Origin of the sequence: Enterococcus sp. AZ080 (assembly GCF_051714945.1) — a bacterium.
GTDB lineage: Bacteria > Bacillota > Bacilli > Lactobacillales > Enterococcaceae > Enterococcus_B > Enterococcus_B pernyi.
This window is the reverse complement of the sequence record NZ_JBIOSV010000001.1, coordinates 2,789,922-2,812,823: the sequence shown is the minus strand read 5'-3', so window position 1 is coordinate 2,812,823 and position 22,902 is coordinate 2,789,922. Positions and strand designations below refer to the sequence as shown.

The following is a 22,902-nucleotide window of genomic DNA, read 5'->3' as shown; positions in this document are numbered from 1 at the left end:
ATGTCAAGTAGATATTTTTTATAAAAGATCAGATCAATCAAACTGATCCAAACGCCAACGTTCAATGATGTTGTTTAATTTTGTTCCATAATTTGGATCAGTTGCATATGTTCCAGTTAAGGCTTGGGTCGCATCTCGATAAGAACGTGTATTAACTTTCCAAGTTCCACGATAGCGAACAGGGTCCCAAGGTACGCCATATTTCAGTTTCACAGCATTGTCGATGAAAGATTCATCGGTACTTTGATAGACACGGAATTTAGAATTGACAGGTATCGTGATCCCGTTGACAACTTCATTGGATACATGCCAAACGTAATCATATTTCCCTTCATCTTCCCCATCTTTGAACTTCATTCCAAAGAAATTGTTCGCATTGCGTGCCAAGAAGCTAGTGCCATAGCCGGTCTCTAGAATTGCTTGAGCAAGCATGACAGAAGTGTATAATCCGTATGCTGGAGCAACTCGATTTGCACTTTGTGTAATAGAATTGACAAATCTTCCTTCTGGTGTTGAAGTGTCAATTTGACCTAATATGGTCAGTTGATTTGCTTGGTAACCCGCTGGTTTTCGATCATTTTCTACAATCGTGACTTCAATTGCTTCGACAGGTAGACTCATTCCAACTGAGCCTGCTTTTTGACCATTTGAAGCCCAACCTAACCAACCGCGTGAACGGACGAATGAACGATAGTAAATATCGTATTTTTCAGATAATTCACCTGTTAGTTGAAAAGAGAAGGCCTGGAGTGCACGACTATGTCCGACCGAACCTGATATTGCTCCATTCTCAACAGGATTTGTCCATCCACTTGATGAAATATGTGAATCATATCTAATTCCACCAGAGTAATCACTTTGTTCTAATTGTGCACGAATTGCTTCAAATTGCCGCCCTTGATTCGCATGATTGATTGAATTACTTAGACCATTGCGATTGACCCAACCAATACCAGACACATGACCATCAAAGAAAACCTTAGGTGGTGCAATTCGAAAGGCACGAGCAGTTTGACCTGGGGGAGCTTGCCCTTTTTCGACTAGTTTTATTTGTAAGCCCTCTGCACGATACGAGTAACCTTGTGTGCCAGCTGATTCTCCATTTTTTGCCCAGTCTAACCAGCCGAAGTGTTGGGAGTGGACACGGTAATAAATATCATAGTGGTGACTGATATCACCGGTCAAATTAATTCGGACAGCTTGTAATGCTAAGCTTTGTCCAACGGTCCCTGAAGTTTGTCCTTCCTGAATCCATGAAGTTTCCCAACCACGATGTGCCAGGTGGGACTGGTAAACGATACCACCCTCATAACTGTTTTCCGTTAATTTTAATTGAAGTGCCTGTAAGCTAAGTCCTTGTCCGACCGTTCCAACTTGTGTCTCGGCTGTTTGTTCTGGTAGCCATCCTCTAGAAGCTACGTGAGCGTTCGCTAAGACAGAAGGGGTTTTTTCAACATAAGATTCACCCGTTGGTGGCCCAATTTGCTCTTTGGGTAGCAGACGTATTTCAATTGCTTCAATACGATAACCGTACCCCAATGTACCAGCACTATTTCCATTTTCTGCCCAAGGTAACCAGCCTAGATTTTGAGCATGGATTCGGTAATAAATATTGTAATGTGTTGCAAGTTCGTCTGTCAGTCGTATCCTGATTCCTTCAATCTGACGACCTTGTCCTTCTGTTCCCGATATCCCTCCATTTGCTACCCAATTTTGCCAACCATGATTTTCAATATAGGAAGTATATTCGATTGATCCAGAAAAGGCAGAAGAGAGATTGACACGTAACGCTTCAATACGTAACCCTTGTCCTTCTGTTCCAGAAATTTCCCCATTCGAAGATTCAGGAAGCCAACCTTGCCCGCGTACATGCGTGGAATAATTTATAGATGCTCTTTGGACGTAAGAATCTCCAAGTTCAGGACCTTGTTGGGAGCGGCTAATTAATTGAATTTCGATGGCTTCGATTCGGAAACCAAAACTGGATGTTCCAGAAGGATTTCCATTTTTTGCCCAAGGTAGCCAACCAAGTTTTTGAACATGAACTCGGTAATAAAGGTTATAATTTTCAGCCAATTCTCCTGTGAGTCGCATATTAATTCCTTCTATTTGAAGACCTTGCCCCTCCGTTCCTGATATTGCTCCATTTGCTACCCAGTCTTGCCAGCCAGTTCCTTCAACATAGGAACTATACTCAATCGAACCAGAAAGGGAAGAAGTAAGATTGGCACGTATTGCTTCAATGCGTAGTCCTTGTCCTTCTGTGCCAGACAACTCACCATTTTTTGAGGTGGGCATCCACCCATGTCCACGCACATGTGTTGAGTAACTAATTGAAGTTTCTGTTCTTCTTTCGCTAGGTGAATGATTTGTATCATTGACACTACTATTCGAAGGTATAGTAGGTGTAATATTTTCTGTTTCAGTTGTGTCTGGATCACCTTGTCCCAATTTGTTGAAGTCGTTCTGATCAACATACCCCACCACAACATTGTCATGGGATATTTTATAAAATGAACGGTTATTGATTTGTATTTGTTGATTTATTTCATAAAGTGTTTCAAGATCAGCTTGCATTGCAGATTTTTCAAGCCATGCATCATCTAAAGTGGAATAAATTTTTGCATGATTTTCTGTTAATTTTCCTTTTTCAGAAAGGTTTATTATTTTAGAAGCATGATAAGTTAAATTTTCTGCAAAAATCCAACCGGACTGCGTAGCGCTTTCGACAAAAAAGAATGTTTCCTGATTGGATAATGCGATTTTTCGACTCAAAAGAATGTTTCCAGAGAATACTTTTTCATTAGATTGTTGATTAAATGTATCAGTTAGTGATTGTTGTTGCACACTCCCATATTGATCAGTTAAATCTTCTATTTCTCGAATAGTGGTTTTTTCTGTGACCTGCGGATAATACTCTTGGATCAAAGCAAACAAACTATCTTCATTGATCGCTAAAGTTGGATCAATTGAAAGAATATCTGTGAGATTCTCGAGTGAGAGTTGATAAGTTTTAAACTGTTGTGCAAGATAATAAGCTAAAGTTTGTTTGGTTTGTGAGACATCTCCAGTGTAGACAGCTAACTGGATCGTGGATGAATCAGTAGTTCGGGGGTTAGGGACTTGCACATCTGTGGAATTGATTTCATAGATTGTGTTTCCACCAATGTAGCTGTGTGTTGTTTTTTTGTTTTCCTCATCTTCAATAAATGTTTGTTGCATAGTTTCAGTCGCTGATACGTTGATTCGTTTCGGTTTACTGACACCATCCTTATAGCTTTCTCCTATTAATTGGGGAGTTCCTATTATAGTTGGTGTGTCAGTGCTGGGTGGGGGTATCTCTTCATTTGTGGTTGAAATGGTAGTTGGAGATATTACATTCGTTGTTTTTTCTTCGGTGATTGAACTTGAGGTGGTTTCGGTTTGCTGATTATTGTTTGTTACTGTTTCTGCTAAAGCAATACATGGCGACAATGATGCGTTTAATAACATTATCGATGCAAGCAAAATCCTTACTTTCATCAAATATCCTCCTGGTTATAATCTTTTCTTTATTTGATTGATAAGAAAATGTTATTTTTATTTCGGTGTTACTAATATTATTCTATCGTAAATTTAATTATTTTCCAATATATTTTCTAAATTAAGTCAAGAAATATAGCTCAATGAAAAAAATAAAATAAAAACTTACGAAAAATTTTCATTTATGCTATGCTGTTTTTCATGAAAAGGAGTGATTGAAGTGCCAACAAACAAAAAAGAAGGAATTATTTTTACAACAATGATGTGTTTTCTGATGGTTTTAGGGATGAGTATCTATAATCTATGGTTACATAATGCGTTGCATGTATCAAACTTATTCGTAGGACTTATACCAGGATTTATCGTGGCATTTATCTTAGATGTTTTTATCGTAGGAGTAGTCGCAAAAAAGATTGCTTTCAAACTACCTATAAATAAACAAAATAAAATGCAAATGATCCTTACGATTTCATGTCTCATGGTTTTAGGTATGGTGACATGTATGTCATTATTCGGTATTGTTATTGAACAAGGGATTCCAGAACAATTTCTTTCTGCCTATCTTACAGCTTGGAAAATGAATGTGATCATGGCGTTGCCGTTACAGTTATTATTTGTCGGTCCAGTTTCACGTGCAGTTTTGGCGACGATCCAAAAATAAATAAAGAAGTCTCTATGTTGTCGCTAGCAACTTTCAGTTAGATAAGCTAAAATGCAAGCAAGACATAAATGTGAGGCTTAGATGATGATCGAAGAATATTTTAAAGAGGTAGGTTTGACGATGGTCGAACTACCTGTTGAATGGGTAGATGAACAGTTGATTTATCGGGGATTGATCAAGGAGCTTCCGACGATCAATGCGGAGGCTAATTCAAGGATAAAAATGCAACAACAATTAGCAGAGACCTACCGAATCTATCGTGAACAACTTCTTCTTGAATCAGAAGAGGAAAAAGAAACTACCACAAATCTGACGAGTGAACAATTATTGCGCTATTACGATGGAGAAACATTTGATGGCTTTTCTTTATTTGATCAATTAACGGAAGAATAGTCTATCAAGGGAGAATGTACTAATAGTGTGCACTCTTTAGAAACAAGACGACATCCACGAAATTTATTTTAAAATTTTGTGGATGTCGTCTTATTTTTTTCTTTTAATAAAGAATAATCTGATTTTTACGTAACTTTATTATGAAAGACAACTCGCACATAAAATGTTTCCCGTGAAACATTATTTACGAATTTGTCCATCTCCATAGATGATGTATTTCGTCGTTGTTAACTCATTTAGCCCCATTGGACCTCTAGCATGAAGTTTTTGTGTAGAAATACCGATTTCTGCACCGAAGCCAAATACTGAACCATCCGTGAAGCGAGTGGACGCATTGACGTAAACAGCAGCTGCATCAACTTCATTTAAAAAGCGTTGGCTTGCTGTGTAACTGTCCGTCACGATAGCTTCGGAATGTTGTGTATTGTGACGGTTGATATGTTCAATTGCTTCGTCCAAAGAATCAACGATCTTAACCGCTAAAATATAATCCAAATATTCTGTATCCCAATCGGTTTCGTCTGCTAAGGTTGCGGTCTCTAAATAATCTAACGCGTGAGCATCTGCATGTAGAGAGACACCATGTTCAACCAGTGCTTGCTCAATAGATGGCAAGAAGAAAGGTGCGATCTCTGAATGGATCAGCAAAGTCTCGGCAGCGTTACAGACAGAAGGGCGAGATGTTTTGGCGTTCACAATGATATCCACGGCCATGGCTAATTGTGCTTCTTTATCGATATAGATATGGTTATTGCCGGTACCCGTTTCAATGATTGGTACAGTGGCTTGCTCTTTCACACGTTTGATCAACGAAGCACCACCTCGAGGAATCAATACGTCTAAATAATCCGTTAATCGCATCAATTCCGCAGCCGTCTCATGAGAGGTATCATCCACGAATTGGATCGCGTAAGGCGAAACTTCAGCATTTCCCAATGTTTCTTGAAGTAATTCAACCAACAGTTGATTGGAATGGAAGGCTTCTTTTCCACCACGTAAAATCACTGCATTTCCTGATTTAAATGCGAGACTTGCCGCATCAGTTGTCACATTCGGACGTGATTCGTAGATCATGCCGATGACACCTAGAGGGACACGTTTCTTGCCAATCAATAAACCATCTTCGTTTTGCCACATGTGATCGACTTTTCCGATTGGGTCGTCTAGTTGCGCCACTTTAATGATTTCTTCCGCCATTGTATGGATGCGTTCTGGTGTTAGCCGTAAACGATCTTGCATTGTTTCGCTAATATTATTTTCTGTCGCTTGATCTAAGTCTTTTTGATTGGCTTCAAGAATGGCTAGTTGATTTCTCTTGATTGTTTGTGCCATTTGCAACAATAAGTCATTTTTTTGTTTAGTCGGCATCAAAGCAAGTTCTCGCGCGCCTTTTTTTGCTTGTATCCCAAGTTGGTTAAGATCAGTCATTATAAAACCTCCTTAAATAATGTGCCGATTTCTTTTCCAGCTAAAATATCAAAAATGATTGCTGGATTTTTTCCGTTTGCTAAGATCATCGGACGATTTGCTTCAAAGATCCTTAAAGCTGCTTTTAGTTTGCTTGCCATCCCACCAGTTCCGTAGGCACTACCAGCACCACCTGCTTGGGCCATCAGTTCATCGTCGATCGCGGTAACTGTTTGATACATTTCAGCGTCAGGATTGATGGTTGGATTATCCGAATAAAAACCGTCGATATCTGAAAGAATGATGAGTAGATCAGCGGCAATCAGTTTGGTAACGATCGCAGATAACTGATCATTGTCGCCAAATTTGGTGGAGTGATCTAATTCATCCACTGCGACGGTGTCATTTTCATTGACGATCGGAATGGTTCCCATTGCTAGTAGCTGTTCTAACGTATTGACAACATTTTTTCGGCTTTCAGGGTAATCGATAACATCTCGCGTCACTAAGATTTGTGCCGTTTGTTGACCATAGGCACTGAACCGTTGATTATAGATATTCATCAATTCAGCTTGTCCAATTGCTGCAATCGCTTGTTGTGCGGGGATCGTATTAGGACGCTTTGCTAGATTCATCTTGTGCATCCCAACACCTACTGCACCGGAAGAGACTAAGACGATTTCTTTGCCTTGATTACGAAGGTCAGAGAGAACAAAAGCGAGTTGATCGATCGCACCCAAATTGATGTTGCCATTTGGATAGATCAACGTACTTGTTCCTACTTTTATAATGATTCGTTTTGCTTCTATTATTTCTTTTCGCATGGTGCACCTCAACTAATCTTTTTTACACAGAAATGATTTTGCTCTATTCTACTTGTTTTCAATCATAAAGTCATGTTTTAATAAACTTTTTTTCAAAAAATCAATAAATTTGTTTCTTAAATAGAGAAAGGAATTTCATGAAGAATTCGTTAACTTTGGGTATTCAGTCGCTTGGTATGTTAAAATAGAACTAGTTTACTCTGGGAGGGATTCGGTGAATAAAAGAGGTTTTGAAGTAATTACACGTTATCAGGATCAACAGATCCAATTGCCGCAAAGAGCGACTCATCACGCTGCCGGTTATGATTTTGAAGCAGCAGAAGATGTGGTGATTCCAAGTGTTTGGAAAGCCGGGTTCAAGCAAGGACTAACAGCTGTATCAGATGCGCTGATCTCTGAAATGTCAGCAGAGGAAAAGAAAATCAAACCCGTTTTAGTGCCTACAGGAATCAAAGCGTATATGGGTGAGGATGAATTCTTACAATTAGCCAATCGTTCGAGCAATCCATTAAAACGTTTTTTGATTTTGACGAATGGTGTCGGCGTGATCGACAGTGACTATTATAATAACGAAGCAAATGAAGGGCATATCATGTTCCAATTCACGAATTTTGGTTTCAAAGATGTAGTGATCAAAAAAGGGGAAAGAATTGGGCAAGGAATCTTCCTACCGTTCTTAAAAGCGGACCAAGATCAAACCGCTAATGCTCGTCAAGGTGGATTTGGTTCATCCAACCAATAAGCAAAGTAGATTTAAGTTATCTTTAACTCAAGAAAAGTAAAATGAAAGACAGGTGGTACACCGAAATGGCCAAAAAAGCAAAAGTTCAATTTGTTTGTCAAAATTGTGGCTATGTGTCGCCTAAATTTTTAGGACGTTGCCCAAATTGTGGTAAATGGAATACCATGGTTGAAGAAATCGAACAAGATACAACGGACCGCAGAGTACGAACGAGTTTGACCGGAGAAAAAGCCAAGCCAACAAAAATTGCTGAGGTGGTTCCTAAGAAAGAACCACGAGTAAAGACGAAGCTAGAAGAATTGAACCGTGTTTTAGGCGGTGGTGTGGTCCCTGGCTCGATGGTTTTGATCGGTGGCGACCCTGGTATCGGAAAATCCACCTTACTCTTGCAAGTATCACAGCAACTGGCTGCTATTGGTGGAAAAGTCCTTTACGTATCGGGAGAAGAGAGTGCGGACCAAATCAAGTTGCGTGCAGAACGATTAGGTTCGATCGACACAGAGTTTTACTTGTATGCAGAGACAGATATGAATGAAATCAGTCGAGCCATCGAACAAATTTCACCTGATTATGTCATCATCGATTCGATCCAAACAATGACTCAACCTGATATTACGAGTGTCGCTGGTAGTGTTAGTCAAGTGCGAGAAACCACAGCTGAGCTATTGAAAATCGCAAAAACAAACGGTATTGCTATCTTTATAGTAGGTCATGTCACGAAAGAAGGCTCGATTGCAGGTCCGCGCATGTTAGAGCACATGGTTGATACGGTCTTGTATTTTGAAGGTGAGCAACATCATAGTTTTCGCATTTTGCGTGCCGTCAAAAATCGTTTTGGTTCCACCAATGAGATCGGTATTTTTGAGATGCACACCCATGGCCTTGAAGAAGTAGCCAATCCTTCACAGATTTTCTTAGAAGAACGATTGGATGGGGCGACAGGTTCAGCGATCGTTGTCGCCATGGAAGGTACACGTCCGATCTTGGTTGAGATCCAAGCCTTAGTCACGCCTACGATGTTCGGAAATGCCAAACGAACAACGACTGGTTTAGACTTTAATCGGGTGTCATTGATCATGGCAGTCTTAGAAAAACGGGCAGGATTATTGTTGCAAAATCAAGATGCTTACTTAAAAGCAGCTGGTGGGGTAAAATTAAATGAACCTGCAATCGACTTAGCGATTGCAGTCAGTATTGCGTCTAGTTACAAAGAAAAAGGAACGCAACCAACGGAGTGTTTTATTGGAGAAATCGGTCTGACTGGTGAAATCAGAAGAGTCAACCAAATTGAACAACGAGTCAAAGAAGTACAAAAATTAGGTTTTACAAAAGTATATTTACCTAAAAATAATTTAGGTGGTTGGAATATTCCAGAGGGTATCGAAGTCGTAGGTGTTGCTACACTTGATGAAACTCTTAGACGAGTATTTCGCTAAAATCAAAATGAAATGGAGGAAACAGGATGCAAAAACGTGTCATCACCTTACTGATGATCATCGTTGGTGCCAGCTTAGGGATTTCTTTTTTACCTACAGCTTGGCAGGCGGTCGGTCAACAGACGAATGGATGGCTGAATAACACCTTTACCAATAGCTTGTTAGGTGCACTTATTTTCTTTCTATTATCTTTGCTATTGGCAAAACATATAACAGCAGTCATCAAGCAAATTGAAGAAAAATTAAGTGAAGTCAGCTTGACGTATCTCTTATTTGGCGCAATCGGTGCAATTATTGGCCTAACGTTGGGGGTTGTGATCTCAACGCCGCTTTACAATATTGAAATACCTTTTGTGAACAGTGTTTTACCCATCTTATTGATGGTGATCCTTGGCTATTTGGGCTTGCGAATGGGAACGACCCGCATCGAAGAATGGAAGAAAATATTTGGACCTAGAAGTAAAAAGGTGGAGCAAGAAACACCTAGTCAGGTGGAAAGTCAGTTATTAGAACGCAAATTAGATGATCATTTTCATAAATATAAAATTTTAGACACAAGCGTCATTATTGATGGACGTATTTACGATATTACAAAAACAGGATTTCTAGAAGGAACCTTGATGATCCCAAATTTCGTCCTGTATGAATTACAATATATCGCTGATTCTGGCGATAGCCTGAAGCGGGTACGTGGACGTCGCGGACTAGATATTTTGAATGCGTTACAAAAAGAAGAAGGTATTTCAGTTGAGATGTATGATGGTGATTTTGAAGACATCAGTGAAGTAGATAGTAAGCTGATCAAATTGGCAAAACTATTGGATGGTGTCATCGTGACCAATGATTATAATCTTAACAAAGTCTCTGAATTTCAAAATGTACCTGTTCTCAATATCAATGCACTTGCTAACGCAGTGAAACCAGTCGTTATCCCTGGTGAGAATATGAATGTACTAGTGGTCAAAGCAGGCACAGAACGTCAACAAGGAGTGGCTTATCTAGATGACGGTACAATGGTGGTTGTGGAAGATGGGCAACATTACATGAATGAACGGATCGAAGTCGTGGTAACGAGTGCACTACAAACAGCTGCTGGACGAATGATCTTTGCAAAACCTGCTCATGCGGGTAGAGGAATCGACAATAAGCGTGAAAATGAGAAAAAAGCGAAATAAAAACGCAATATGGTAAATATGAGGCAATTAGACATCGTCAGATTTTTTAGAGAGATGGTTTTTGTTTCCTCAGTTTAGGTGGAGTAGGCGAGGATTGAAAAGTAGGCCAAACTATTTTTTCGATTCCCGCCTTCTTACGTAGATTTGAATGACTTTTTCATAATCTCTTTACTATTTAACGTATAAAAGGTAAAATTTGTGCTGAGTAGCTTTAAATTTCAACATTTATCGCTAAAGGAGATCCAACCCAAAACAATCTGATAAGATATTGTATTGTCAGTTGTTTTTGGCGTCTCAAAGTCTAGTTTGAAAGAAGAGGAAGAAAATGACGAAAGTACGCGTACGTTATGCACCAAGTCCAACAGGGCATTTGCATATTGGGAATGCACGAACTGCATTATTCAATTATTTATTTGCCCGTCACAATGATGGAGATTTCATTATCCGCATTGAGGACACTGACCAAAAACGAAATATTGAAGATGGCGAAAAAAGCCAATTAGAGAATCTTGCATGGTTAGGGATGGAATGGGATGAATCACCTGAAAATCCAGGTGAATACGGTCCTTACCGTCAATCTGAAAGAAAAGAAATCTACCAACCATGGATCGATCAGTTATTAGCAAGCAATCGTGCTTACAAATGCTATTGTTCAGAAGAAGAATTAGAAGCAGAACGTGAAGCGCAACGTGCGCGTGGCGAAATGCCTCACTACGCTGGGACTTGTGCGAACTTGTCACCTGAAGAACAAGCGAAAAAAGAAGCAGAAGGTATTGTACCAGTGATTCGTTTCCGTGTGCCGCGCAATACAGAATATGCGTTTACCGACATGGTCAAAGGAGATATCACCTTTGAATCAGACAATATCGGTGGGGATTATGTCATCCAAAAACGCGATGGTATGCCAACCTATAACTTTGCGGTAGCTGTTGACGATCACTTAATGAAGATCACTCACGTATTACGTGGGGATGATCATATTGCGAATACACCAAAACAATTAATGATCTATGAAGCATTTGGTTGGACTGCGCCAACATTTGGGCATATGACCTTGATCATCAATTCTGAAACGGGCAAAAAATTAAGTAAACGTGATGAATCGATTTTACAATTTATCGAACAATACCGTGAATTAGGCTACTTACCAGAAGCGATGTTCAATTTTATTGCTTTACTAGGCTGGTCGCCTGTCGGTGAAGATGAATTGTTCAGTCAAGAAGAATTGATCAAAATGTTTGATCCACAGCGCTTGAGCAAATCACCAGCAGCATTTGACGCAAAAAAATTACAATGGGTGAACAACCATTACATCAAAGAAATGGATCTAGATGCATTGACAGAAATGTGTTTACCTTATTTGATCGCTGATGGTCGTGTGCAAGAAAATCCAGATGCACAAACAATCGAATGGGTGAAAAAAATTGTTCGTCTGTACCAACCACAAATGAGTTATGCAGCGGAAATCGTTGAAGTATCAACATTATTCTTTAACGAACATCCTGTATTAGATGAAGCAGCCAAAGAAGTATTAGCGGGTGAAACGGTTCCGACTGTGTTGAAAGCTTTCAAAGAACAACTTACTCAAATGGAAGTGGTAGATGCACCAACAGTCAAAGCAGCAATCAAAGCAGTACAAAAAGAAACAGGGGTAAAAGGAAAGAACCTGTTTATGCCGATCCGTGTCGCTGTTTCAGGACAAATGCATGGACCTGAATTACCAGAAACAATCGAATTGTTAGGAAAAGAAAAATCTTTAGCACATTTAAACCAAGTATTGAACTAAACACGATGAACAGAAAGAAGTAAAAAAAGAATGGTTTCAAGAGAGTCAACGGGTGGTGTAAGTTGTCAATTGTTCTTTTTTGAAATGCCTCTGGGAGTGGTCTTTGCGAAGAGGGGGTTGATCAATCTCAATCCTTGAAAGTAGCGAAGAACGAATAGCAGACGTTACCTGTTAGAGATAATCATTTGATTATGAAAAAAAGTGGAACCACGCCTCATAGCGTCTTTTAATAAGGAAACTTATTAAAAGACGTTTTTTAGTTGTCTTTCGTTGTTCTTACATACAGTCGAAAAAGGAAAGGAGAGGAAGTCGATGGAATGGTTCAAACGAGCTGTCATTGCCGTAAAGAAAAATGATCCAGCAGCGCGTACCACAGCAGAGGTCATTTTGACCTATCCTGGGCTACATGCATTATTTTGGCATCGTTTCTCCCATTATTTATATCGCCATCGTCTCTATTTGATTGCCAAAATGAATGCCCAATTTTGGCGATTTATTACGGGAATAGAGATACATCCAGGAGCGACGATTGGAACGGGTGTATTTATCGATCACGGTATGGGAATCGTTATTGGAGAAACAGCAGAAATCGAAGATGATGTCGTCTTGTTTCATGGTGTCACTTTAGGGGGGACTGGAAAAGAAACGGGGAAAAGACATCCAACCGTCAAAAAAGGCGCAATGTTGTCAGCCAATGCCCAAATCTTAGGACCGATCACCATAGGAAAAGATGCGAAAATCGGTGCAGGCGCAGTCGTCTTAAAAGATATACCTGATGGGGCAACAGCAGTAGGGATACCAGCAAAAGTTGTCCGAATCAATGGAGAGAAAGTAGGGGATGAGAATGATAAAAATCTATAATACGCTATCAAGAGAAAAAGAGACTTTTGTTCCTTTAAAAGAAGGACAAGTTTCAATGTATGTTTGCGGACCAACTGTCTATAATTATATCCACATTGGAAATGCCCGAAGTACGATTGCATTTGACACGATTCGACGCTATTTGGAATACCGTGGATATCAAGTGAACTACGTATCGAATTTTACAGATGTGGATGATAAAATCATCAAGGCTGCCAATGAGCTTGGGATCACGGCGCCTGAAGTTGCTGATCGTTTTATCAAAGCTTTTGAAGAAGATACGAAAGCCTTGAATGTGCAGCCAGCAACGAGCCATCCAAGAGTAATGGATCACATGGAAGATATTCGTGTGTTCATCCAAATATTGATCGCCAAAGGTTTTGCTTATGAATCGAATGGCGATGTTTATTATCGTACGCGTAAATTTACTGATTATGGTCAATTGAGTGATCAATCAATAGACGAGTTAGAGATTGGTGCAAGTCAACGTACTGGCGCAGAACAGCAACAAAAAGAAGATCCTTTAGACTTTGCCTTGTGGAAAAAAGCAAAACCAGGCGAAATTTCATGGGAATCGCCATGGGGCGAAGGTCGTCCAGGGTGGCATATCGAATGTTCCGTGATGGCAACGAAACATTTAGGTGAGACAATCGATATCCATGGTGGTGGACAAGACTTGGAGTTCCCTCATCATGAGAACGAAATTGCCCAAAGTGAAGCGAAAACAGGTAAAAAATTTGCGAACTATTGGATGCACAATGGCTATGTGACGATTGGTGAAGACGATCAAAAAATGAGTAAGTCTTTAGGGAACTTTATCACTGTCCACGAAATGATCCAAGAGGTAGACCCACAAGTGTTACGCTTCTTTATGGCAACCACACAATATCGTCGACCGATTCGCTATAGTGAAGCAACGATGAAAGAAGCAGCGACAAACTTACAGCGATTGAAAAATACGTTTGATAATCTAAACTTCCGTTTTGAAAATGCGGTAGCAGCCCAGTCGGAAGATGAGAGACAGGTAACAGAACTGGAACAATTAGAGACACGATTCATCAAAGAAATGGACGATGATTTCAATGCGGCTAACGGCATCACAGTTGTCTATGAATTAGCAAAATGGATCAATACGTATTTGGAACAACCGACTGTCTCCAAAACGATCCTATCCAAAAGTGAGGCACTATTTACCCAATGGTTGTCGATCTTTGGTATCTTATTTACGACAGCAGAAATGTTGGATGAAGAAATCGAGCAACTGATCGAAGAACGAACACAAGCCAGAAAAAACCGAGATTTCGCTCGTAGTGATGAAATTCGGGACCAATTAAAAGAAAAAGGTATCTTGTTAGATGACACTCCACAAGGTACTCGTTGGAGAAGAGAAGCATGAGAGATTATACACAACTAAATGGTTTAGCACTTGCTTATGTTGGAGATGCTATCTACGAAATCTATATTCGAGATTACTTGATTGAAAAAGGTGAAACAAAGCCGAATAAACTGCACCGAGCAGCGACACACTATGTTTCGGCAAAGGCACAAGCTTTTTTGATCCAACAAATGTTGCAAGAAAACCTGTTAACAGAAAATGAAGAACTTTACTATCGCAGGGGTAGAAATGCCAAAAGCCATACGAGTGCAAAAAATGCGGATATTACCACTTATCGCGTTGCAACAGGGTTTGAAGCCTTGATGGGCTACTTACATCTAACAAAACAAACCGAACGTATGGAAGAATTGATCAATTGGTGTATTGAGAAAGTAGGTGAAACCCATGAGGAAAGAAAATAAAGAACGTAATTATCAAAAACGAAACAAAAAAGATTCTCAACGTTTTACAAAAGGCAATGAGAAACGTAGTGCCAAGAAGGAAACAGTTTATGTTGGTCAAGAGGACACAACGAGTGAAGACAATTTTGTATTTGGTCATCATGCGACAGTCGAAGCTTTGCAACAAGGTCGTGGAAATAAATTGTTCCTCCAAGAAGATTCACGGGGCGACAAGGTTGAAGAGTTGAAAAATATTGCTCGAGAACAATCGGTGCCGGTCAAGTGGGTGCCTAAGCAGAAATTAGACCTACTGAGTGATCGTGGTGTTCATCAAGGGGTGGTATTGGCCATCACGCCTTATGAATATCTGACGTTGGATCAACTATTGGAACAGGCGAAGAGCAAAACGGAAACACCCTTTTTCTTGATCTTGGACAGTATCGAAGATCCTCACAATTTTGGTTCGATTTTACGAACGGCAGATGCCAGTGGGGTGGATGGTGTCATCATTCCTAAACATCGCGCAGTCGGAATCACGCCAATCGTGACGAAAACATCGACAGGCGCCGTTGAATACGTGCCAGTGGCTCGTGTGACAAACTTAGTTCAAACTGTCCAGCAGCTAAAAGAGCAACAATTTTGGGTATTCGGAACGGATATGGAAGGAACGAATTTCCAATCATGGAATGCAAAAGGATCGATAGCGTTAGTGATCGGTAACGAAGGTCGTGGCATGAGTGCAGGCTTGAAGAAAGAAATGGATGAGTTGTTAACGATCCCTATGGTCGGTCATGTTCAAAGCTTGAACGCGAGTGTTGCGGCTGGGCTACTGATGTATCAGGCTTTTTCTCAGCGTCAGGGGGGATAAGGCATGAAGAAGCAGCTGTTGATCGTCGATGGCTATAATATGATCGGTTCTTGGCCGGAATTAGTGGCACTGAAAAAGCAAGATAAAATGGCGGATGCCAGAGAAGCCTTGTTGCATCGTTTATCGAATTATGCAAAATATGAAGGCCTAGAAGTAATCGTTGTCTTTGATGCACAATTAGTGCCGGGTATCCAACAAAATTATCGAAAATACCAATTAGAAGTTGTTTTCACAAAAGAGGATGAAACGGCAGATACGTATATCGAGCGGATCGCTGGAGAGTTGAATACTCGTTTGACGCAAGTGACTGTCGCAACGAGTGACTTAGCGGAACAATGGGTGATTTTTTCACAAGGTGCCTTACGAACTTCCGCGTACGAATTATATAAAACAATCAAAAAAACAGAAAAAAATATTACCCAAGATAATATAAATATGCGTTTTATTGATTTTCGACGAAATTCTCCGTGGAATGAAGAACAATTAGAAAAATTGTCCCAAAAATTGGACGATTTAATGAGAAAAGAAAAATAACAGCCAGATACGATTAGTTATTCAATGAATTGATGGTAAGATTCCTCCATAATCGAAAGTTATGGAGGAATTATTTTATGTCCGAGGAGTTATTGTGCGCCGCCCGTAATGGAGATGAAGAAGCATTTTCTATGCTGTATCAAAAATATTTCCCGTTATTATTACGGTTGAAAAATATTTATTATCTAAGGAATTATGTAAGTGAAGATTGGGAACAAGAAGCAAGGATTGCTCTATATCAAGCACTTAAAACGTACGAAAATAATAAAGGTGTCAGTTTTGGGAGTTATTACAAAAGTATTATCAGTAACCAAATCTACTCTTTATTGCGTAAGCAAAACGCGCTAAAACGTCGAGACCAAAAAAATGAAATTTCTATTGAACAAAAAATAGCGACAGAAGGACCAGATTTTTTAGCCGAGATCACCATCCAAGAACCTGTTGCGATGCAACAATTACTATTAAAAGAAGCTTTCGAGGACTGTGATATCAAATTCTCATCAAAAGAGGCAAAAATCTTTCAACATTACATGCAAGGCAATGATTTTAGCGAGATGGAGAGAGAATTATCAATGGATCTGAAGCAAATAAAAAGCGCTTACGGTCGAGTGAAATATAAGATAAAAAAACATCTGAAAGATTATAATGAGTGATTTTTTATAGCATTACTAATGTTTTTCTTACTTATTTCTATTGCATTTCTTTTTTTGATATGGTAAACTTGAAAAATTTTACTATATATGGTATGATAGTAATTGAGGTGAATTGTATGCCACTAACTTTAGCTACAATCAAAAAAGATTTAGAAGGTCGTATCGGCAGCCAAATCATGTTGGTTGCACAGACCGGAAGAAAGCGTCAAACGGAACGCCGAGGCGTTTTAACAGAAACCTATCCTTCAGTATTTGTCGTAGACTTAGATCCTGAAGAAAATTCATTTGAACGAGTATCTTACAGTTATTCAGATGTACTTACTCGAACAGTTGAGATCGAATTTTTAACTGAAGCAGTTTAAAAAGCAAGCGGACCTAGATTATATATGAGGTTCGTTTGCTTTTTTGTATCTAACTCGTTATGCTATTAGCAAGAAAGAACGGAGGTCCTGATGATGAAGCATTATGTAAAAAAATTTGCAGAACTAACAACAGCAGAATTTTATGCAATCGTGAAAGAGCGAATCGCCGTATTTGTTGTTGAACAAAATTGTCCTTACCAAGAAGTCGATGAGATCGATGAAATCGCATGGCATACTTATTTTAAAGATGAAGATGGTACGATTTTGGCATATACACGTATTTATGCAGAAGAAGACACAGTTCATTTTGGACGAGTCTTGGTCAATCAGGCGCATCGCAAGTCAGGGTTAGGACAAAAAATCGTGGCACAAACATTAGCGGCGATCGAAGCCAATGCACCTGGACGTCCGATCGTGATCGGGGCACAAGAATATCTACAATCATTTTATGAATCCTTTGGTTTTCAGGCAATCTCAGAAGTATATTTAGAAGATGGAATCCCCCACTTAGACATGAGAAAACAAGCATAAAAAAAACAGAAGGATTTCCTTCTGTTTTTTTTATCTCACGCTTTAGGATCCGTGCTCTCAGAAGTTGCTTGGGCAGTGGGGCGTGCATTATTTTCAGCTGTTTGTTGTGCCAATAGATCGCGAATATCACTAAGATAATCTTCCGCAGTGGGTTTGTCTTCCACCACTTCTTCTTCTTTTGGACGTAAGTTTTTCGCATGATTGGCTGCTTTGACCACTAGGAATAGAACAAAACCAGTAATGACAAATGTAATAATTGCACTAATAACATTCCCAAAAGAAAAGGTGACCCCTTTCGCAGGTGACCAATCAAGAACAGACAATGCACCATCCAAATCAGAGGTACCTGTGATCATTGCAACGACCCAACCAATTAAGGGAGTAATCAGACCTTGAACGATTTGATTCACAATGCCCGTAAAAGCACTACCGATCACTACACCGACAGCTAGATCTAGCACATCGCCTCGCATGATAAATTCTTTAAATTCTTTGATCATTGTTTTTCTCCTTTCTTGTTAATCCTAGTATATCGAAGAATAAAAAAATGTAAAAACAACACGCTTAATAATATCCCCACACGTTCGTTCAATCACTTGTATGCTATACTAGAAAGTGACTTTTAAAAAAATTGGACAAAAAAAGAGAACTTTTATGTCGTTGAAACAACAACGATCATCGCTAAGAGATCCAAGGATCATGACAAAAAGGAGTAGTTATTTATGGCCTATCAATTGACAGAAGGTGTCAACCTTCATGTGCTACCAACCAAACAATTTAAAACGATCCGTATTTTTGTACGGTTCACCACAGCCTTAGAAAAAGACATCGTCACCAAACGTTCATTACTGAGTAGTTTATTAGAGACGAATAGCTTGAACTATCCGGATCAGACACAATTAAGTGCAAAATTAGCTGATTTGTATGGAGCTGGTTTCGGTTTTTCTGTTCGGAAAAAAGGCAATCTACATTGGATGAATGCGGGAATCAGTTTCGTCAATGGTGCGTATGTCAATGACAGCACGATTTTGACGAATGCCGTTTCCTTTTTAAAAGAGGTATTATTCTTCCCTAACATCAAAAATCAAACATTTGATCAAGCAACATTTGATTTAGAGAAAAATAACTTAAAGCAATATTTGGAAAGCTTAAATGAAGATAAGCAAACAATGGCTTCATTAGCATTACAAGAATTATATTTTGAACAGTCAGATGCACAAAAAATCCCAAGTATGGGGTCCGTTGAAGAACTCGAAAATATCACATCAAGTGCCTTAGCAGAATATTATGCACGTATGATCAAAGAAGACCAAGTGGATATTTTTGTAGTGGGTGATATCGAAGAAACAATGGCAATCGAAGCGTTAAAAGAGCTTCCTTTCACTGAGCGAAAAGTGGTACGACCAGAAATCTTTTATCAACAAACACAAAACAACGTGATCAAGGAACGACAAATCCAAGAACCAGTGGTGCAAGCCAAACTGAACCTAGCCTATCAAACCAATGTTTATTACGATCAGCCAGAACGTTTTTCATTGATGGTCTTTAATGGCTTATTCGGAGGCTTCCCTCACTCCAAACTTTTCATGAATGTACGTGAAAAAGAAAGCTTAGCTTATTATGCGTCTAGCAACGTTGATACTTTTCGTGGGTTATTGACTGTACAAACAGGCATTGAGACCAAAAATCGTAATCAAGTCTTGCACTTGATCCATCAACAACTGGCAAGTTTACAAAATGGCGAAGTCACTAAATTGGAGCTTGAACAAACCAAGGCAATGTTACGTAATCACTATTTGTTGTCTTTGGATTCGCCACAAGCTGCAATCGAATCCGCTTATTTAGCACACTGGCTTCCTGATACTGAACTATCGGACGAGGAATGGCTGGCTCGCATGGAACGTGTAACGATCGAAGATATTCAAGAAGTGGCAAACCAAATCGAATTACAAGCAATTTTCTTTTTAGCTGGAGGTGAAGAGAATGCATAAAGCAGAGTACAGTCAAATCAATGAAACACTGTATCACGAAGTCTTACCGAATGGTTTGACGGTTTACTTGTTACCAAAAAACGATTATCACAAAACATACGGTTTATTCAGTACGAACTATGGGTCGATCGACAATGAATTTATTCCCTATGATGCAACGGAAAAAGTGAAAGTTCCTGATGGGATCGCGCATTTCTTGGAACATAAGTTATTTGAAAAAGAAGAAGGCGATGTGTTCCAGTTGTTCGGTCAACAAGGAGCATCAGCGAATGCGTTCACGAGCTTTACAAAAACCAGCTATTTGTTTTCAACGACAGATCAGGTAGAAAAGAATCTTTTGACCTTACTTGATTTTGTTCAAGCACCTTATTTTACTGAAGAAACAGTCAACAAAGAAAAAGGGATCATTGGTCAAGAAATCCAGATGTATGAAGACGATCCGAATTGGCGGTTATTCTTTGGTATCTTAAACAATCTATACCCCAATCATCCATTACACATCGATATTGCAGGAACGGTGGAAAGTATTGCTGACATCACAGCAGAGGATCTATATACTTGCTATCGCACCTTTTATCAACCAAGCAATATGGTGTTATTTGTAGTTGGTAATTTGGAACCAGAACAGTTGATGGAGCAAATTCGCCACAATCAAGCTACCAAAGAATTTCCACCCGCTCAAAAAATCGAACGATTCTTTCCCGAAAATCAAGCAGATGTTCTGCCGATAAGTACCTTAGAAGCAGCGATCACACGAGAAAAATTTGTGTTAGGGATCAAAGGAATCGATGTGTTACCTGAAAATGGGAGAGAATTGCTCAGATATAAAACAGCGATTCGTTTGTTACTACAATTACTTTTAGGCCCAACTGCACAAAACTATTTAGCCCTTTACAACGAAGGAATTATTGATGATAGTTTTGGCTTTGAGTTTAGTTTAGATCGTGAATTTCATTTTGCTGACTTCAGTGGCGATTCGGACCAACCAAAACTAGCAGTAAAAAAAATAAAAGAGATTCTATTGAACTTTGAACATGACGAAGGAATCACAGAAGAAAACTTGAACTTATTGAAAAAGAAAATGTTAGGGCAGTATTTCCAATCATTGAACTCCATCGAATACATCGCCAATCAATTTACACAAAGTCTATTTGGTGACCAAACATTGTTTGATTTGCCAGAAATCATTGAATCAATCCAGATGACGGATCTTCTTCAAGTAGGACGCTCTTTTATCAATGCTGATGTATTTAGTGAATTTTATATGCAGCCAAAAAAGTGAAACAGTAAAAAAACTCTGAATTTATTGGACATACTCGCTGTTTCGTCATGCTTTTTGTAAGAATAAAAGAAAGTTTTAAATTTCACTTTAAAACAGATGAAATGTTGTCCAAAGTAAGTTCGCTTTGTGGTATTCTTAAGTAGATTGAGTGCAAGATTGATCAATATAGAGGGAACACTATACATTGAGCATGAATAAAGCAAAAATTCAATGAGAAGCAGTCAGAAAAAATGGTCGATCCTCAGTAGAGAAAGCACCTTCTGACTAGAATACACAGACTGGAGAAGATGAACGAGTGGCTTTTGAAACCATCGGGGAAAAATTACGGCAAGCCCGTTTAAACAAAAAAATATCATTAGATGAATTACAACAAATGACGAAGATCCAAAAACGTTACTTGGAATCGATCGATCAAAACGAATTTGATCAATTGCCAGGTAAATTTTATGTTCGTGCATTTATTCGTCAATATGCAGAAGCTGTTGGTGAAGATGGTGATTATTTAGTGGATGTTTTTGATGGGAAAAAATCTTTCGCAGATGAGATCATCAAAAAACGACCAGAACCAGAAACAGTGAGTGGTTCAAGAAAAGCCATGCACGAAGAAGAAAAGAATCTAACAAAATTCTGGACAAGTCTGCCAGTGATTTTATTAGGATTAGTCGCTGTAGCAATTATCACAGTAGTGGCATATATGTCATGGCAAGACCGTCAATCGGAGCCGATCATTGGTGGAACAGCTTCAACGGTATCTGTCGATGGTTCGATCACGGAAGAAGAACCGGAGTCAAGTGAATCAACGGTTGAATCGACCGTGGAATCGACAACAAAATCAACAGAAGAAGAGAAAAAAATGATCATCACACCGGGACAAGACACAGGAAGTGCGCTTTCAATCGAGGTAAAAGATGCGAAAAAACCGATCACATTGGAATTTACAGCAAGTGAACGTGTCTGGATTGGTGTCCAATTGAACAATACGTTTGACTATCACTATCAAGAAACCTTGGTTGCCAATGATACAAAAACAACAGAACTTCCAGAAAATACGACAAATGCAATGATCACACTTGGAGCAGCGAGTAATGCAACGGTCAAATTAAATGGTGAAGAACTGCCTATCAACGCAGGCCCAAATAATACGAGTCTGAAGAATATTTCGCTTTCCTTGCAGTATGCAGAATAACTAGTTTAAACATCAACCGTGTAAAAGAGAGCCGGAATCTCGTGTTGGGCTCTCTTTTCTTGTTTAGATAGTAGGTTATAATGTAGTGAAAGATTTGTTTAGCAATTGAGAGACTATTGGTGGAAACTTTTGCTGGACTGACGTAAAATAGGAAAGAAAGGAGTCGTTCTTGTGAATTTACCAAATCAATTAACTGTACTTAGAATCTGTATGATTCCAGTGTTTATTTTAGTCGTCGGCCTTCCGTTAGATTGGGGGCAATTAACGGTAGGAACAACGTCATTAGCGATCACTCAGCTAGTAGGTGCCATCATTTTTGCTTTAGCAAGTGTGACGGATTGGCTAGATGGGAAAATTGCTCGCTCCAGAGGATTAGTGACGAACTTCGGAAAATTTGCTGATCCATTAGCAGACAAAATGTTAGTTATGACAGCTTTTATCATGTTGGTAGGTCAAGGAAAAGCGCCAGCATGGGTGATTGCGATCATCGTTTGTCGTGAGTTGGCTGTAACAGGGTTACGATTATTGCTTGTCGAGGACGGGGAAGTCATGGCAGCTGCTTGGCCTGGAAAAGTAAAAACAGCTACTCAAATGATTGCGATCATTTTATTATTCATCAATAATATCCCATTCAACTTGATCAATGTACCCCTTGATCAAATCATGTTATACGCTTGTCTGATTTTTACCATCTATTCAGGTGTCGATTACTTTATCAAGAATCGTGGCGTATTCAAAGGATCCATGTAAAATCATAGAGTCACTTAGTGAACCTTGCAATCAGATCGGTCATTTCCGGTCTGATTTTTATTTTTTTGACATAGACGCAATCACAAGAATAAATTGAGCAAGGAGAAATGATTCTATCAGCAAATAGCGTATACTATTTGGTAGAGATAATTAGTCGAACAA

22 protein-coding genes and 1 other annotated feature are annotated in these 22,902 nt (G+C 39.2%); of the genes, 18 read left to right on the top strand and 4 right to left on the bottom strand.

The annotated features are described in order from the left end of the window. Nucleotides 1-33: 33 nt before the first annotated feature. Nucleotides 34-3,522 carry a glucosaminidase domain-containing protein gene (locus tag IGK01_RS13330; RefSeq protein WP_153830568.1) on the bottom strand — a complete coding sequence of 1,163 codons (3,489 nt, stop codon included), beginning with the start codon at nucleotides 3,520-3,522 and terminating at the stop codon, nucleotides 34-36. 220 nt (nucleotides 3,523-3,742) lie between these two features. Here IGK01_RS13330 and IGK01_RS13325 point away from each other — a divergent pair, with 220 nt between their 5' ends. Both IGK01_RS13325 and IGK01_RS13320 read left to right on the top strand, forming a co-directional pair. Beyond that, entirely contained in the window at nucleotides 3,743-4,183 is a 441-nt protein-coding gene (locus IGK01_RS13325; protein ID WP_019723030.1) for a DUF2798 domain-containing protein, read from the top strand. Between the two features lie 84 nt (nucleotides 4,184-4,267). After that, nucleotides 4,268-4,576 carry a hypothetical protein gene (locus IGK01_RS13320; protein ID WP_175401350.1) on the top strand — a complete coding sequence of 103 codons (309 nt, stop codon included), beginning with the start codon at nucleotides 4,268-4,270 and terminating at the stop codon, nucleotides 4,574-4,576. Nucleotides 4,577-4,756: 180 nt separating this feature from the next. On the opposite strand, the gene IGK01_RS13315 is transcribed toward IGK01_RS13320, so the two are convergent. Both IGK01_RS13315 and proB read right to left on the bottom strand, forming a co-directional pair. Further along, nucleotides 4,757-6,004: a glutamate-5-semialdehyde dehydrogenase gene (locus tag IGK01_RS13315; RefSeq protein WP_010734056.1), complete on the bottom strand. Its 1,248-nt coding sequence runs from the start codon at nucleotides 6,002-6,004 to the stop codon at nucleotides 4,757-4,759. Further along, complete coding sequence (gene proB, locus IGK01_RS13310; protein WP_010734057.1) at nucleotides 6,004-6,807, bottom strand: glutamate 5-kinase; 804 nt, start codon at nucleotides 6,805-6,807, stop codon at nucleotides 6,004-6,006. The genes IGK01_RS13315 and proB overlap by 1 nt, the downstream gene beginning before the upstream one ends. Nucleotides 6,808-7,021: 214 nt before the next feature. Here proB and IGK01_RS13305 point away from each other — a divergent pair, with 214 nt between their 5' ends. From IGK01_RS13305 to IGK01_RS13250, 12 genes are all read left to right on the top strand, one after another. Beyond that, entirely contained in the window at nucleotides 7,022-7,549 is a 528-nt protein-coding gene (locus IGK01_RS13305) for a dUTP diphosphatase (protein WP_010734058.1), read from the top strand. 65 nt (nucleotides 7,550-7,614) lie between these two features. Beyond that, nucleotides 7,615-8,985: a DNA repair protein RadA gene (gene radA / locus IGK01_RS13300; protein ID WP_010734059.1), complete on the top strand. Its 1,371-nt coding sequence runs from the start codon at nucleotides 7,615-7,617 to the stop codon at nucleotides 8,983-8,985. Between the two features lie 26 nt (nucleotides 8,986-9,011). Beyond that, a complete protein-coding gene (locus IGK01_RS13295; RefSeq protein ID WP_010734060.1) occupies nucleotides 9,012-10,160 on the top strand; it encodes a PIN/TRAM domain-containing protein in 1,149 nt (382 codons plus the stop codon). A 325-nt stretch (nucleotides 10,161-10,485) separates the two neighbouring features. After that, the gene (gene gltX / locus IGK01_RS13290) at nucleotides 10,486-11,946 is read left to right on the top strand and encodes a glutamate--tRNA ligase (protein ID WP_010734061.1); all 1,461 of its coding nucleotides are present in this window, start codon (nucleotides 10,486-10,488) and stop codon (nucleotides 11,944-11,946) included. Continuing rightward, nucleotides 11,943-12,176, top strand: a binding site (T-box leader). Its footprint overlaps the gene before it by 4 nt. Nucleotides 12,177-12,258: 82 nt before the next feature. After that, nucleotides 12,259-12,807 (top strand): serine O-acetyltransferase EpsC, encoded by a 549-nt coding sequence (epsC, locus tag IGK01_RS13285; RefSeq protein ID WP_010734062.1) that lies wholly within the window; start codon nucleotides 12,259-12,261, stop codon nucleotides 12,805-12,807. Then, nucleotides 12,791-14,203, top strand: coding sequence for a cysteine--tRNA ligase (gene cysS, locus IGK01_RS13280; protein ID WP_023520525.1), 1,413 nt, complete (start codon nucleotides 12,791-12,793; stop codon nucleotides 14,201-14,203). Before epsC ends, cysS begins: the two co-directional genes overlap by 17 nt. Then, a complete protein-coding gene (locus tag IGK01_RS13275; RefSeq protein WP_438840818.1) occupies nucleotides 14,200-14,604 on the top strand; it encodes a Mini-ribonuclease 3 in 405 nt (134 codons plus the stop codon). Before cysS ends, IGK01_RS13275 begins: the two co-directional genes overlap by 4 nt. Further along, the gene (rlmB, locus tag IGK01_RS13270) at nucleotides 14,588-15,451 is read left to right on the top strand and encodes a 23S rRNA (guanosine(2251)-2'-O)-methyltransferase RlmB (RefSeq protein WP_023520524.1); all 864 of its coding nucleotides are present in this window, start codon (nucleotides 14,588-14,590) and stop codon (nucleotides 15,449-15,451) included. The genes IGK01_RS13275 and rlmB overlap by 17 nt, the downstream gene beginning before the upstream one ends. Before the next feature lie 3 nt (nucleotides 15,452-15,454). After that, nucleotides 15,455-15,985 carry an NYN domain-containing protein gene (locus tag IGK01_RS13265; protein ID WP_010734066.1) on the top strand — a complete coding sequence of 177 codons (531 nt, stop codon included), beginning with the start codon at nucleotides 15,455-15,457 and terminating at the stop codon, nucleotides 15,983-15,985. A 77-nt stretch (nucleotides 15,986-16,062) separates the two neighbouring features. Further along, complete coding sequence (locus tag IGK01_RS13260; RefSeq protein ID WP_019724411.1) at nucleotides 16,063-16,638, top strand: sigma-70 family RNA polymerase sigma factor; 576 nt, start codon at nucleotides 16,063-16,065, stop codon at nucleotides 16,636-16,638. 116 nt (nucleotides 16,639-16,754) lie between these two features. Continuing rightward, nucleotides 16,755-17,000, top strand: a complete 246-nt coding sequence (locus IGK01_RS13255) for a Veg family protein (protein WP_010734068.1) — start codon at nucleotides 16,755-16,757, stop codon at nucleotides 16,998-17,000. 93 nt (nucleotides 17,001-17,093) lie between these two features. Further along, nucleotides 17,094-17,531 carry a GNAT family N-acetyltransferase gene (locus IGK01_RS13250; protein WP_023520523.1) on the top strand — a complete coding sequence of 146 codons (438 nt, stop codon included), beginning with the start codon at nucleotides 17,094-17,096 and terminating at the stop codon, nucleotides 17,529-17,531. Between the two features lie 35 nt (nucleotides 17,532-17,566). On the opposite strand, the gene mscL is transcribed toward IGK01_RS13250, so the two are convergent. Further along, nucleotides 17,567-18,031, bottom strand: a complete 465-nt coding sequence (mscL, locus tag IGK01_RS13245) for a large conductance mechanosensitive channel protein MscL (protein ID WP_010734070.1) — start codon at nucleotides 18,029-18,031, stop codon at nucleotides 17,567-17,569. Between the two features lie 222 nt (nucleotides 18,032-18,253). Here mscL and yfmF point away from each other — a divergent pair, with 222 nt between their 5' ends. The 4 genes from yfmF (at nucleotide 18,254) to pgsA (ending at nucleotide 22,740) form a co-directional block, all read left to right on the top strand. Beyond that, nucleotides 18,254-19,522: an EF-P 5-aminopentanol modification-associated protein YfmF gene (yfmF, locus tag IGK01_RS13240; protein ID WP_023520521.1), complete on the top strand. Its 1,269-nt coding sequence runs from the start codon at nucleotides 18,254-18,256 to the stop codon at nucleotides 19,520-19,522. Beyond that, the gene (gene yfmH / locus IGK01_RS13235; RefSeq protein WP_023520520.1) at nucleotides 19,515-20,804 is read left to right on the top strand and encodes an EF-P 5-aminopentanol modification-associated protein YfmH; all 1,290 of its coding nucleotides are present in this window, start codon (nucleotides 19,515-19,517) and stop codon (nucleotides 20,802-20,804) included. Before yfmF ends, yfmH begins: the two co-directional genes overlap by 8 nt. Nucleotides 20,805-21,099: 295 nt before the next feature. Continuing rightward, nucleotides 21,100-21,990, top strand: a complete 891-nt coding sequence (locus IGK01_RS13230; protein WP_438840817.1) for a helix-turn-helix domain-containing protein — start codon at nucleotides 21,100-21,102, stop codon at nucleotides 21,988-21,990. Nucleotides 21,991-22,161: 171 nt separating this feature from the next. Then, nucleotides 22,162-22,740, top strand: coding sequence for a CDP-diacylglycerol--glycerol-3-phosphate 3-phosphatidyltransferase (pgsA, locus tag IGK01_RS13225; RefSeq protein WP_019723896.1), 579 nt, complete (start codon nucleotides 22,162-22,164; stop codon nucleotides 22,738-22,740). Nucleotides 22,741-22,902 lie beyond the last annotated feature (162 nt).